The sequence below is a fragment of the Sporosarcina sp. 6E9 genome (assembly GCF_017921835.1).
Taxonomy (GTDB): Bacteria; Bacillota; Bacilli; order Bacillales_A; family Planococcaceae; genus Sporosarcina.
This window is the reverse complement of sequence record NZ_JAGEMN010000001.1, coordinates 39,712-53,131: the sequence shown is the minus strand read 5'-3', so window position 1 is coordinate 53,131 and position 13,420 is coordinate 39,712. Positions and strand designations below refer to the sequence as shown.

The 13,420-nt window shown below is 41.0% G+C and carries 16 protein-coding genes; 5 read left to right on the top strand and 11 right to left on the bottom strand.

Translation table 11 applies throughout. The features are described from left to right. Position 1 precedes the first annotated feature (1 nt). The 3 genes from J4G36_RS00370 to J4G36_RS00360 form a co-directional block, all read right to left on the bottom strand. Positions 2-847, bottom strand: a complete 846-nt coding sequence (locus tag J4G36_RS00370) for a YiiX/YebB-like N1pC/P60 family cysteine hydrolase (protein WP_210467862.1) — start codon at positions 845-847, stop codon at positions 2-4. Between the two features lie 421 nt (positions 848-1,268). After that, the gene (locus J4G36_RS00365; protein ID WP_210467861.1) at positions 1,269-1,772 is read right to left on the bottom strand and encodes a DinB family protein; all 504 of its coding nucleotides are present in this window, start codon (positions 1,770-1,772) and stop codon (positions 1,269-1,271) included. A 79-nt stretch (positions 1,773-1,851) separates the two neighbouring features. Beyond that, positions 1,852-2,088, bottom strand: coding sequence for a hypothetical protein (locus J4G36_RS00360; RefSeq protein ID WP_210467860.1), 237 nt, complete (start codon positions 2,086-2,088; stop codon positions 1,852-1,854). A gap of 126 nt (positions 2,089-2,214) precedes the next feature. On the opposite strand from J4G36_RS00360, the gene J4G36_RS00355 reads away from it, so the two are divergent. Both J4G36_RS00355 and J4G36_RS00350 read left to right on the top strand, forming a co-directional pair. After that, positions 2,215-3,498 (top strand): M28 family peptidase, encoded by a 1,284-nt coding sequence (locus J4G36_RS00355; protein WP_210467859.1) that lies wholly within the window; start codon positions 2,215-2,217, stop codon positions 3,496-3,498. A 64-nt stretch (positions 3,499-3,562) separates the two neighbouring features. Continuing rightward, the gene (locus J4G36_RS00350; protein WP_210467858.1) at positions 3,563-4,015 is read left to right on the top strand and encodes a YaiI/YqxD family protein; all 453 of its coding nucleotides are present in this window, start codon (positions 3,563-3,565) and stop codon (positions 4,013-4,015) included. Positions 4,016-4,043: 28 nt separating this feature from the next. Here J4G36_RS00350 and J4G36_RS00345 read toward each other — a convergent pair whose 3' ends face one another. Further along, positions 4,044-4,343: a cupin domain-containing protein gene (locus tag J4G36_RS00345; RefSeq protein WP_210467857.1), complete on the bottom strand. Its 300-nt coding sequence runs from the start codon at positions 4,341-4,343 to the stop codon at positions 4,044-4,046. Between the two features lie 68 nt (positions 4,344-4,411). On the opposite strand from J4G36_RS00345, the gene J4G36_RS00340 reads away from it, so the two are divergent. After that, a complete protein-coding gene (locus J4G36_RS00340) occupies positions 4,412-4,744 on the top strand; it encodes a DUF3889 domain-containing protein (RefSeq protein ID WP_483315874.1) in 333 nt (110 codons plus the stop codon). A 44-nt stretch (positions 4,745-4,788) separates the two neighbouring features. Here the strand turns inward: J4G36_RS00340 and J4G36_RS00335 are convergent, their stop codons facing one another. Then, positions 4,789-5,793 (bottom strand): LLM class flavin-dependent oxidoreductase, encoded by a 1,005-nt coding sequence (locus tag J4G36_RS00335; RefSeq protein ID WP_210467856.1) that lies wholly within the window; start codon positions 5,791-5,793, stop codon positions 4,789-4,791. Positions 5,794-5,917: 124 nt separating this feature from the next. On the opposite strand from J4G36_RS00335, the gene J4G36_RS00330 reads away from it, so the two are divergent. Further along, the gene (locus tag J4G36_RS00330; RefSeq protein ID WP_210467855.1) at positions 5,918-6,997 is read left to right on the top strand and encodes a type III polyketide synthase; all 1,080 of its coding nucleotides are present in this window, start codon (positions 5,918-5,920) and stop codon (positions 6,995-6,997) included. Positions 6,998-7,009: 12 nt separating this feature from the next. Then, positions 7,010-7,540 carry an isoprenylcysteine carboxyl methyltransferase family protein gene (locus J4G36_RS00325; protein ID WP_210467854.1) on the top strand — a complete coding sequence of 177 codons (531 nt, stop codon included), beginning with the start codon at positions 7,010-7,012 and terminating at the stop codon, positions 7,538-7,540. Between the two features lie 512 nt (positions 7,541-8,052). Here J4G36_RS00325 and J4G36_RS00320 read toward each other — a convergent pair. The 6 genes from J4G36_RS00320 to nhaC all read right to left on the bottom strand — a co-directional run bounded on the left by J4G36_RS00320 (position 8,053) and on the right by nhaC (position 13,367). Then, positions 8,053-9,045: an MsnO8 family LLM class oxidoreductase gene (locus J4G36_RS00320; RefSeq protein ID WP_210467853.1), complete on the bottom strand. Its 993-nt coding sequence runs from the start codon at positions 9,043-9,045 to the stop codon at positions 8,053-8,055. A 4-nt stretch (positions 9,046-9,049) separates the two neighbouring features. Beyond that, complete coding sequence (locus J4G36_RS00315; protein ID WP_210467852.1) at positions 9,050-9,271, bottom strand: DUF896 domain-containing protein; 222 nt, start codon at positions 9,269-9,271, stop codon at positions 9,050-9,052. A 15-nt stretch (positions 9,272-9,286) separates the two neighbouring features. Continuing rightward, a complete protein-coding gene (locus tag J4G36_RS00310) occupies positions 9,287-10,234 on the bottom strand; it encodes an LLM class oxidoreductase (RefSeq protein ID WP_210467851.1) in 948 nt (315 codons plus the stop codon). Positions 10,235-10,244: 10 nt separating this feature from the next. After that, entirely contained in the window at positions 10,245-10,727 is a 483-nt protein-coding gene (locus J4G36_RS00305) for an RrF2 family transcriptional regulator (protein ID WP_210467850.1), read from the bottom strand. Positions 10,728-11,040: 313 nt separating this feature from the next. Next, positions 11,041-11,958 carry a formimidoylglutamase gene (hutG, locus tag J4G36_RS00300; RefSeq protein WP_210467849.1) on the bottom strand — a complete coding sequence of 306 codons (918 nt, stop codon included), beginning with the start codon at positions 11,956-11,958 and terminating at the stop codon, positions 11,041-11,043. Positions 11,959-11,975: 17 nt separating this feature from the next. Beyond that, entirely contained in the window at positions 11,976-13,367 is a 1,392-nt protein-coding gene (gene nhaC, locus J4G36_RS00295; RefSeq protein ID WP_210467848.1) for a Na+/H+ antiporter NhaC, read from the bottom strand. Positions 13,368-13,420: the final 53 nt, after the last annotated feature.

The following is a 13,420-nucleotide window of genomic DNA, read 5'->3' as shown; positions in this document are numbered from 1 at the left end:
GTCAAGAATAACCCGGTGTACTACTTCCCCACGTTTTGTGCAAACGTGTGTTTAAGTCGATTATGATATCGTACGGAATTACGGCAATAATTCCCCCGATTGTCATACCTCTAGTCCCCCTCAAGTCATAACCTGCGTTATACCACATTCTCATCGTCAGTTTTGAGCAATACCATTTATCGCTCGCGAAAATAGATGTCAACATCGAGTATGGTTTTCCGACTTGATTTAACCCATAGGTTACCGCTGTTCTCCGTTCGGTTGTGGTTGCGTTCTTTCCCAGTTTAGAAGTCACTTTATATTGTTTAATGCCAGATGCACCTTGCCACATATTTGTTCTATTCCAATGGAACACTTTGTTCCCGCTCTTTTTTGTTTTTGATGCTTCAACGACATAATAATTTGTAGTTGTTAATACTGCAGTATGGCCTGTAAATGATTTTTCTCCCACTGCGTTGGTATTTCCAATTCCATAATATAATATATCTCCGTAACGCCATGATGTAGCAGTTATTCCATTTTCCGCTTCAAATTCTGCATTTACTTTTTCGTCAACGGCATCAAGATTATCGATTAATATTTCCATCAGATCTAGATTCATTTCGATATCTTCTGATGATAGTGATTTGACGTACTCATCCACTTCTTCGTGGATGATATTGGCCTTATCCTCGAGATCATTTGCACTTTGACTTATAAGATTATTAATCTCCATGACTTTCGATTCGACAAAAGCATTAAAATCTTTTGATCCATCATTTATATCTACGCTTGAAGCATATGCATTCATTCCACTACCGGATAAAATCATCAGAAAAACAAATGACAAGTAAATTATTTTCCTCATTAAAGTCCCCTCCAAAATGTTTTTTTGCTGAATATAACCCGTGATATAAGAGGCTTCTCAACATAAAAACCATGACTCGGCGGCTGCAACTCGAGACTTTTACTTACCTGTTTATTTGGGCTTTAGGGACCGGCAGTGGAAGTTACCTCCACAAATTCCATTAATTTTACTTTATGCTAAATACCTCCTCCTCTTGTTAACTAACAGTATGCGATTAAACTAGCAAATTTAACCCCATTCACTTGGGACATTTTTCTTTAAAATGCAGATTTATTAACCCATCCTAGAACATATTTCCGAAAGTTCTATTTATTCAATAAATTGACGAAAAAATAATAAAAAGCAATTCCACATAACGTCGAAATGTCATATGGAGCTGCCTTTTATATTGTATAAATAACATATCTCTATACTTTTCAATTCACACAACTGGTGCTTCTCCGCCAAACGCGGTCCATTCTTCACGAGCCGGCCCATAAACACCTGGTACGCGTAAACCTGCTTGACGCATAAGCACTGTCATTTGTCCGCGGTGATGTGTTTCGTGTGCAGTTAAGATGCCAAGAACCGTACCGACTGTCCATTGCTCTCCGTACATATCTTTCATTTCATCCAATACTTCGTCGTTCCACTGCGCTTTCATTGCTGAAATCATTGCTTCATTGGTCGAATGGTAAGCATCTGCTATTTCAGCGGCAGATTCTGGTACAGGTGCATCGTCTAGTGTTCCATCAAATTCTAAGCCTGTTTGTGATATCATTTCATGTAGCGTTTGTACAATGTGCCAAGCAATTCGACCTAGTGTGCGGTCTTCTGGCGATACTTCTTGGGCTAATGAATCGTCTGTAAGCCCATTCAATATTTTTTGTGTTGATCCGCTTTCATGTCCCCTGTGATTTAGGAATTCTTCGATTGTTGTAAACATAGACTGAACCCTCCAAAAATTCATTCGTGTACAGGCAACTTTCGACATGACATTAGAGGATTCCTTCTTTCCAACGCTATTAACTATTAATTGAATTCATAGTCCCGCCATCTTTTATGTTTTTATAATTTTGCTCTCCGACCCGCCGTTTGATTTCTTCTTCAGATATAGGCGGCGGGATTTCCTCCGGAGATAACGCATTTACGCTGTCCTCCACAACGACATTTTCATATAATGCATTTTTCGCATCAATTTCTCTTCCGTATTTGGCTGCTTCCTCTTCGGTCATTCGAGCTTCTTCTGGTTTCTCAAACATTTTTTAAACTCCCTCCAATTCCCTTCTTTTTCTCACTATCCCCCGAAACAAACCATTTGAAACGCATACAGGTCTTGCTTAGTTGTATTTATGGTATAATTCTCATAATTTGAAAGGAGGGATGACATGGTTCGAAAAACGATTTTAACTCCCATCTTGTTAGTACTATGTATCTCCATCACTGCTTGCTCTCCACCTGTTCAAGAAGTAACTAGCGATTCTAGAGATCATGTTGGTTCTGCTATTTTAGATAGTCTTGATGTCGATAGAATTTATTCGAACGCAGAAGAACTCTCAAAGGAGCCACGCGTTGCAGGTACAGCTTCTGAAAAAAATGCAGCGAATTTCATAACCGATCAATTAGAAACGTACGGTTATTCTGTGGAATCTCAACCCTTCGATTTTGATCAATATATTTTTCCTAACCAGGTGGAATTGACGATTGAAGGTATAGAAAAATCATTTTCACCCGCGCCATTTCAGTACTCGGTTTCCGGCGACGTTACAGCCGAATTAATAAACGTCGATAAAGGATTGGCATCCGATTATGAAACAAACGATGTCTTAGGAAAAATTGTGGTTGCATCAATTAGCGATGTGTATTTCGAGGAAATGGTTCTGAATGCTGCTGGAGCCGGTGCTGTCGGCATAATTATTGTCTTCAAAGATGGTTTGCAGAATGATGGTTGGTCGCTTGGAAAACATCATGACGATTATATTCCGACCATCGCATTGTCTCCCAATGAGGGGAAATCATTACTAAACCTCATGGACGACAATAAATCCTTAACCGGAACCATTACAATTGAAGGCGCCAATATTGAGAAACATGAATCACAAAACATACTTGTGACAAAACCGTCCAAGACTTCTGATGAAATTATTATCGTCGGGGCTCATTATGATTCAGTGGAGTCATCCCCTGGCGCAAGTGATAATGCAAGTGGAACTGCTGTTCTTCTAGAAATTGCGCGTGTTTTAGAAAGTGTGAAAACCGATAAAGAGCTTCGTTTTTTATTTTTCGGTGCCGAAGAACTTGGGTTATTAGGTTCGGAAAAATATGTAGATGAAATGACGCAAAAAGAAATCAAAAATACTGAAGCTATGTTAAATATGGATATGGTCGGTAGCGCGGATGCAGGTCCACTCACAATGTTCACTGTAGATGGTTTTTCCAATACAGTGACAGATACTGCCAAGTCGAATCAAAAAATCCCGCTTGAATTGACAGATCTAAGTGACCATGCGCCATTTCACAAAGTTGGCATCGATGCAGCTTTGTTCAGTTATTTTCCACTGGAAGAATGGTATCATTCTCCACATGATGAAATTGATAAAATCAGTAAGGAGCGTTTGGATGAAGTCGCTAAATTAGTGGCTGTATCCGTATTAAAGTTATCGATGAAATAATAATCAAGAATAAAGTTCTATTTTTGTTATACTAGACGTAGAAATGAATAAGGGAGGCGGGTTTATGCCTGCAATTCTTATCGATGCAGATGCATGTCCAGTGGTAAATGAAACCATACAAATTGCGAAACAATATGGATTTCGGTGCATCCTCATTTGCGATACGGCACATGAAATGCATCGTGAAGGCGCGGAAACAGTCATTGTTTCCAAAGGGGCGGATGCAGTCGATTTCGTCCTGGTTAACCGGGTTCAAAAAAATGATATTGTCGTCACGCAAGACTATGGATTAGCCGCGATGGTGCTCGCGAAACAAGGGCATCCAATTGACCAAAATGGCCGCCGCTATACGGATGACAATATCGATCAACTTCTATTTGCACGTCATACAGCACAAAAAATTCGAATGAGTGGTGGGCGATTAAGAGGGCCAAAAAAACGTTCGAAGGAGAATACCATCAAATTCGAAAACAGCTTGAAAAAGTTATGTAAGGAACTAACGACAAATAAAAACTAAAGCCTGCTGATTTTTCAGCAGGCTTTTTTCATGGCATGATTTGAAATACTAAAAGATCCGTGTCTTCAACAGCAAGCAGACTATGTTTTTCAAAAGGCTTCATATAGAGCATATTATCTTGTTTAACAATTGTTTCTGTACCTTCAACGTCAAAGATGACAGCGCCTTTTCGAACGACAATTACAACATCTCGACGAGAATCATGTTCAGCGATTGTTTCGCCTTTTTTCAGTTGAATATTAATGATGGATGCATTCTCCAGCGTTTGAAGTTTGGCGATATGTTTAGCTTTCTGCCCAAGTTGATACGGTGTCGGGATTAAGTCCATTGTCTCTCCTCCAATTCATTAGAATGATTTTTCGCAAATGACACATCCTACCGAGAAGGAGATGACAAATGATGCGAAAAACTTTTATTGCGCTTGGAATTTTTACGATTGTTAATGCTGCACCTGCCCATGTCCAAATCCTTGCCAATGCTCAAACAGAAGTTCCTGCTTACGCGAAATGGGGAAAACTTGCTGTGCAGGAAACCCAAGCGAAGTATCCTGCTGCCAATATTATTGACTACCTCCATGAAGGTAGCGAATCTATAGGCGATTCAACGGTTGAAAAGTTTAAGCTTTGGTTAAAAGAAGATGACCATGAATTCGGTGTTTTTGTGCGTATTGAGTATAATAGTGCGACTGAAAAAGTCATTGCGATCAGTTTCCTAGAAACACCTAGTTGATCTGCCGCATAGTTGGCGCAGACCATACATATAATCAAAGAACATTATTTCAACATCTCATTTGCGATTAATTCATAAGATTTGAGTTTGTCTTGAAAGTCATAAGCAATCATGACGAGCATAACTTCATCAGCACCAAAATCTGCTGCCAGTTGTTCGATTTGTGATCGTACTGTTTTGGGTGTGCCAACAATCATTCGCTTTCTATTTTCAATTACATGCGGTTTCTCATAATCTGTGTATGGATAGACAAGTGCTTTTTCTGGTGAAGGCGTTCCTTTTGAAGGGATCCCTTGTGCAGAAAGAATGAGCGATAGGTCGAGTGAAGAAGCAATTCGCTCGGCTTCTTCTTCTGTTTCAGCACACGCGAAGAAAACTGCAACTGCCTGTTTAGGTTTCTGCAAAGTTTTTGAAGGTTGAAATGTTTCACGATAATGTTTGGCTGACGTTATCCCGCCTTCACCGTTAATAAATTGGGCAAACATATAGGGCAAACCTTTCTCGGCAGCTAATGCGGCAGAACTAGGACTCGAACCCAACATCCAGATTGGTGGTACAGACTTTGTCATCGGTGTTGCTTTCAACCCGAAGTATGGATGAGCTTCAGGCATTGTATCATGCAGGTACATGTGTAAATCATCTACTTGCTGGGGGAATTTATGGATATCCCGGTATTCCCCGTCATTTAGTGCATAGGTAGCTCGTGGCATTCCACCCGGGGCACGGCCAACCCCGGCATCGATTCTTCCGGGGAACAATGCCTCCAATAACTTAAAGTTTTCAGCGACTTTGTAAGCAGAATAATGTGGAAGCATCACGCCGCCTGAACCAATTCGGATGGATGATGTAACGGTCGCCAAATGCGCCATCAAGATTTCTGGTGATGAACCTGCGAGTGTCGCCGCATCATGATGTTCGGAAACCCAGAAACGCGTATAGCCCCATTTTTCAGCTTTTCTAGCAAGTTCTGCAGTATATTTTAATGATTCCATTGCCGTACTTCCTTCAGCAATTGGTGATTGATCTAAGATGCTTAATTTTAGGGTCATTAACATCACTCCTAACCTAGTGACTTTATATTACATGAATTATAATTTTTCATCATTGGACATGCTTGCACTCCAGAGTTTAGAATAGTTAGATAACAACAAATAATTTTCTACGGAGGGACCTATGCCAAAAATTCTTTCTGTGAGCACTTTTAAACCGCCCCATGAAATACAACAACATCAGGCGGCCGAATTAACCCGTGCATTATTCAGTGAACGGTTTTCAAATATTGAAAGACTGTTACGCGTTTTTGATAATGGCGATATTGAAACTCGGAATATTTGCATGCCACTAGATTGGTTTGAAAAGGAACATGATTTCGAAGAACGCAATGCACTTTATATAAAACATGCCGTAGAATACGGAGTTCAAGCCGTAACATCCTGTTTAAAAGGCGAACATACACTGAATCGCCCTGTCGACGCATCTGAAATAGACGCTATTTTTTTCATCTCCAGTAGCGGAATTTCAACACCGAGCATTGAAGCGCGGATTATGAATCTACTTCCCTTTCGCGACGATACCAAGCGCGTTCCAATCTGGGGCCTTGGTTGTGCAGGCGGTGCTGCTGGCATAAGTCGAGCTTATGAATTCTGTCTCGCCTATCCAACTGCCAATGTACTCGTTTTATCCGTTGAATTATGCAGTTTGACGTTTCAAAAAGACGACTATTCTAAGAGCAATCTTGTAGGCGCCTCATTATTTTCCGATGGTGTAGCTTGTGCATTGGTCGCAGGAGATCATTCAACTATCAAAGCAAATCAACCCACACCGAACATAATGGCAACTTCTTCAAAATTCATGCCCGATTCGGAGGATGTCATGGGCTGGGATGTGAAAAACAGCGGTCTCCATGTTATATTTTCAAAAAGTATTCCAAGTATTATTACGAAGTGGCTCGGTCCGTTTGTTCATGAATTTCTAGCTGTTAATGAATTAACGAAAGATGATATTGCCCATTTCGTCGCACATCCTGGCGGCAAAAAAGTATTGGAATCTTATGAAGCTGCGCTAGGATTTGATTCGACTAAAACGGATGTATCAAGGGATATATTACGGGAGAATGGAAATATGTCATCCCCGACGATTCTATATGTACTTGAACGATTCATGGTGAACAAACCAGATGTTGGCGACTACGGGTTGATGGCCGCCCTTGGACCAGGCTTTTGTGGAGAACTTCTTTTATTGAAGTGGGAATGAGGTGAAGTCGGGATGCTATTTTACATGATCATTTTCATTGTCATTATCCAACGACTCGTTGAACTAATTATTGCGAATAGAAATGAAAAATGGATGCGGAGTCAAGGTGCATTTGAAGCAGGTGCCACCCACTACCCAATCATGGTCACTATGCATATTGCATTTTTCATTTCACTTCTTTTAGAAGTATTCCTAACAAATAAACCGCTATCGCCATTTTGGATCCCGCTTCTTTCTGTATTCTTGCTAGCGCAAATCGCCAGGGTCTGGTGCCTTGTCTCCTTGGGCAAGTTTTGGAACACCAAAATTATTATTTTACCCGGTGCCGATGTCGTGAAAAAAGGGCCTTATCAATTTATACGTCATCCTAATTATGTGATTGTAGCAACAGAAATACTCGTTCTTCCGTTAATATTCAGTGCTTACTTTACAGCTGTTATTTTCTCGCTCTTAAATATATGGATGCTATCAGTTCGGATTCCTACGGAAGAAAAAGCGTTGAAAGAGGTTACTAATTATAGAGAAGAATTTAAGCTGAAATAGCAAGCACGAAGTAGAGCTGAAAGGATTGATGTTGAATTGGATGTAGTTCTGGGCTTTCTTCCATTCGTTGTGATGGCACTAATTTGCGTTGGAATCTATTTCATTTTATATTACACTTTGAAAAAATTAAGAAGAGATTAGAATGAAATGACCTACTGAATCTATTCGCTATTAAAAACATGATACGAGAATTGTCTAATTAAGAGTGGCTTCTGCTACTCTTTTAGTTTTTTCAGAGAACTTTATGACGGATTGCGCGGACTTCGTACCGTGCGGAGAGGACTTCGGAAGACGACGGGAGGACTTCGTACCGTGCGGAGAGGAATTCGTCGTCACGACGAATTTTGAGTGTACATCTTTCGCGATTGCGTGGACATAATCAGGCTTTTTAAATGATTGGACGGACATTGTGAGGAATTGCGCGGACATAATCGCCGTACGGCTAGAAAAATATCAAAAAAGTCCCCACCATTCGCTTTGTATCCGAATGATAGGGACTTTCCTAATTCGTGTTAAAACAATTCTTTCGCCAACAAACGATAAACCTCAAGGCGTTTTTCCTGTGAATGAGGAATGCTACAAATCATTGCCTCATCAAAACCGTATTGCGCTTGCTCTTCTCGTAATTTAGTTGCCACTTCTTTCGCTGATCCGACGATATGAATGCTGCGATTTTGTTGAATCGTCATGCGGTCCATTTCGGTCAATTGAAAGTTTGCAGCCTCTTCTGGTGACAATACTTGGCCGATACGCCCTTTCGTAAACAATAGACGCCAAATATCTTGCGGCAATGCCTCATACTCAGCCTCTTCGGCAGTTTCAGCTGTTGTGACCATATACGTTACTTTAATTTCTGGTTTTTCCATAAACACAGTTGGTTCAAAGTTCTTTCGATAGGCATCTAAAATTTCTCTCGTCATGCCACCCATGAAAAACTCTGCAAATGAATAGCCGACTCCCATGCGCCCGGCTTGAATTGCGCTATTCCCAGTTGACCCTAACAGCCAAGCTTCAGGTAGTACTACTTGGGCCGGTGTAGCGATGGTTTTATTGTACAAATTATCTTCCGGCACTTCATCGTTGATCAATTGCATGGCGAGTTCAAATTTCTCGTACATATTGCTTGTCATCGGCTGGCGTCCTTCGGATAAAGCGTAAATCGAATGATTATCGCCGCCTGGTGCCCGCCCCACGCCAAAGTCGATTCGACCTGGTGAAAATGCGCTTAATGTTTTAAATACTTCCGCCAACTTCAATGGCGAGTAGTGCATCATCATGACGCCACCCGTTCCGATTCGCAGATTCTTTGTTTTCGCCGCTAAATGGGCAGCCGTTACTTCAGGTGCAGAACTGGCAAAAGTATTCGTTCCGTGATGCTCGGCCATCCACATTCTTGTGTAACCTAGTTCATCTGCTAAAATGGCCAATTCCTCTGCTTTTTTCAAAGCATCCGCGGCAGTATTTCCTTTTGTAATCGGTGCTTGGTCTAATACACTTAGTTTCATATACTTAACTTCCTTCCTTTTTAAAATCGCGCACTTTATCTGGCGTGACATCATTTCCTAATGGATCGATGACTGTTAAACCAGAAAATGTATCCAGCACTTGCCCGCGAATTTGTCGCAAGTAATCTTCTCGCAACGCTTTTTGCTCGACCTTTTCAGCATTGGTTAAACCTTCTTCACGTTGTTTTTTTGCCAATTGATTGATGCGCTCTAATTCTTTTATCATTTTACACACTTCTTTCTACTTTAAATGTGATGGAAAATGCGGAACCACATATTCGCCTAACTCTTGAATGACTTCATTCGCAGGGCGGCTTCCAGATTTCAATCCAAATAGCACATGGTTGACCCCCGCATCCTGATACGCATATAAATAATCGATGATGAATTTATAACCCGCTCTAAATCCGCCGGTTATCGGCTTTGGAGCCTCGTTTGGATTTTCGGATAAATCGAGTGCAACGGGTTGTGTGAACGGTTTAAATCCGCCTGCGGACTCATGCCAGTTCTTAATAAGTTCCCGTTGTTCATTCACGCCTTGTGCGTAAAATAACCAACCATCCGTATGTTGTGCCAACCACTCAATTGTTTGACCCGAATAACCGGTTCCGAAAATCGGGATATCACCTAGTTTAGGTTTTGGCACAACGTCACCTACCGTCAATTCAACTTGTTCAGTTTGAATTTCTGGGAATGATTCTCGCCATAACTTTCTCATCACTTCTATAGATTCCCTAAATAATGCTTCTTTATCATTCGAATCTATTTTAAATGCTGGGAACTCAATGGGACGGTCTCCTGTCGCTGCCCCAAATAAGAAACGTTGCCCGGATAAGCTATCCAAAGTCGCAGCTGCTTTCGCCAAATGAAGTGGATTTCGTAAAGGTGTAACGATACTTGCTGTACCTAATGCGATTTTTTCAGTATGTGCCGCCGCATACGTTAAAAACATGAGCGAATCATAGAGAAAGCCCACATCTCCAAAATTTGGATCGTACAGCGGCGAATCTCTTACAAATAGAGAAGCAAATCCTAAATCTTCTACCGTCTTGGCAAGTGTGATTTGTTCTGCTAAATCCATTTTAGGGAAACTGCCCGAATACGCCTCTAGTGGAAATAATAATCCAAGCGTCAATTTATTTTCTTTAAACGTACGTGTAAAACCTTGATGCGACTGAAACTTCCCCATGGGAATCCCCCTATATAACCATTTTTTCTCGAATCAATTCCTGTAATGCAGTCACTTGTTCTGAAAAACGATCTGCTAGAATTTCATCAGATAATGAGGCGATTGTTTTACGCTTTAACACAGTTTTCCAAGCACCCTCAGCCTCATCCATTAAATCTGTAAGTAAGCAACATTGTTCTTCTTCTTCCAAATCCAGCAGGTCATCGAGAATACCGCTCGGGGAATAAAGTGATTGATGTCCTTCTATCGCTAGATAAATATCGTATATTCGAATGTCTTCAGGTTTTTTATATAATTTAAATCCGCCTTTTACCCCAGGAACAGAGGCTATCAAATCCGCACTGACTAATCTTCTCAATAATTTCTGAGAGTATGAAGGCGATGTGCCTAACTTTTGACTGATTGCTTCGCCTGGTAGTACAGCTTTATCGGGCAACATATTTAATAGGAGAATGGCATATACAGCTTGTTCCACTCCTGTTTTCATTCTCAAGTTATTCACCTCTTCCTCTAACATGGATAACTAATGTCCACTTTATCAAAGTATACATTACTAAATGCGCAAAGTACATAAAAATGCCTGTGCAAACAAATGATCATTGTTTGCACAGGCATTTTGAAATTCATAATTGATGGGAGCATTATTTTTCATATATCCGACATTCTGATGAATATATCCGCATGTTTCTGCTGCATATCCGACAGTCTGCTGAATTTATACGTATGTTTCCACCGTATATCCGAACATTTATCAAACATATCCGCATTTTACGACTTTATACCAAACCGAAATATGGTTTACGACCCTATCTATGACTCATAAAACCCATGATTGCTTCATTCACAAAAGCTGCGCCTAATTTTACAGTTCTTCCATCAGCATCAAGCGTAGGGTTCACTTCCGCAATATCAAAAGAAAGCGTTTTGGAATTCCGGGCGACTTTTCGAATGATTGACCGAACAACTTTTGGATGCAGTCCAAATGGAGATGGTGCACTCACACCAGGTGCCGCGTCTGCTTCAAGAACATCCATACAAAGCGTTAGAATAATGGCATCATGCTTAGCGATAAAAGCATCGATTGCCGCATTCATGTTTTCATCCGTCAACTCATCTTCATAAATGTATTCACAACCGAGCTCATCCGCCTTTTGGAATAAACTCTCCGTATTTCCATACCGTTGAATTCCCAAAACGAGATAACCCGCATCTGCATCATTCTCTAGTATTTGGCGAAACATTGTACCCGAAGAAGGTTGCTCATCATACGGTCTCATATCGAAATGCGCATCGATATTAATAATGCCGAGCTTCTTCCCTTTTCCTAAGTAACCACGGGCACCAAGATAATGACCAAAAAACGTTTCATGCCCACCGCCTAAAATAATTGGCGTTCTATGCTCGTTCAAATTCGTCTTTACAACCGAACCTAGTTCTGCCTGCGCTTCTTCCAACTGTTCGCCAACGCAGACAATATTACCCGCGTCAGCTAGCTGTTTCCCTTCTGGAAGTCGCCATGCCATGTTCGAAAGCGCTGCTCGTAATGCATTCGGTGCCTCAGCCGCACCAACTCGCCCATTATTACGTCTTACCCCTTCATCACATTCAAAACCAATCAACACACAATCGGCCTCTTCCCCGATCACCTGATGGTATCGAAACTGTTGCCAGTCGGTTTTATGATCCGTCCTTCCTTGCCAATTAAACGAGGGTATTTCCTTCATATGAATTCCTCCAAGCCTTAAGATTTAGCAACTTCTTTGTACGTCAAAGTCTTCCCAAGATATCCGAACAATACGGTTAATATTGGCGAAAGCAGACAAAAGAATGCAAATGGTAAGTAAGTGAGTGTCGCGACACCTAACATCTTTGTTATAAATATACCACAAACGCTCCAAGGCACTAACGGATTCACAACCGTTCCCGCGTCCTCCATCACACGACTTAAGTTCTTTGGTGCAAGTCCAACCTTTTCATATTGCGACCCAAAAGCTTGTCCCGTTAATAAAATCGATAAATACTGCTCGCCGATCAACACGTTAATGCCGATTGCGGTTAACGCAGATGCGGCAATGACAGAGGATACCTTCCGCAACAGACTTTCAATTTTCGCAAGTAAACATTGCACAATGCCTAGTGTAAATAACAAGCCACCCATACTAAGCGCCAACAACACTAAACCAACCGTAAACATCATGCTTTCCATACCACCGCGTGTAAGCAAAGCATCAATATCTTCAATGCCCGTCGATGAAACAAAACCACCAAATAGAATGTTGAAAATTTCAGGCGCACTGTAACTATGATGGAAAAATGTGATGGCTACCGCAGTCGCAGAACTGATTGCTAATGTCATCATCGCTGGTGTTTTCTTGATTGACAAGACAACGAGTACGGCGAGTGGAATCATCGTATACCAATGAATCATCCCGGTTTCTAGCAAACCTTCTTGGAATCCAGTAATCTTATCAATATCAGTCAACGTAACACCCGGTGATAAAAGTCCAAAGATAAGCAGTGATAAAACAAATGCTGGAATTGTTGTCCAGCTCATATTCCGAATATGTTCAAATAAATCGACCCCTACTATGGATGACGCCAAGTTCGTCGTATCTGAGAGTGGTGACATTTTATCTCCGAAAAATGCACCTGACACGATTGCTCCAGCCGTGATTGCAAGTGATAAATCAAGCACAGTTGCCATACCTATAAAAGCAACCCCCACTGTCGCGACCGTTGTCAATGAACTTCCAATAGAAATCCCGACAATTGCCGTAATAACAAAAACAATCGCGAAGAAAAATGTCGGCGTAATTAATGTGAACCCTGCATAAATTAACGTCGGAATCGTCCCGCTCATGATCCAGCTACTCACCAATATCCCAATAAAAAAGAATAGAAAGACAGCAGCCATCCCTTCACCAGCACCTTTTACCAAACCGCGTTCAAGTTGCTTGTATGAAACCTTTTTAACAAGCCCATAACAAATTAATAATAAAATAGAAAACAAAATCGGCAAATGCGGCACCGCACCGAATTTAATAATACTCACATTTAGCAGCGCAACGATTGCGAATACTAATAGAACTGCTTCTACAAATGTAGGTGAAATAACTGCTTTTATTCGAAACATAATGGAACCCTCTCTCTGTCATCAATTATTTTTAGATACAAAAAAACCCCTAC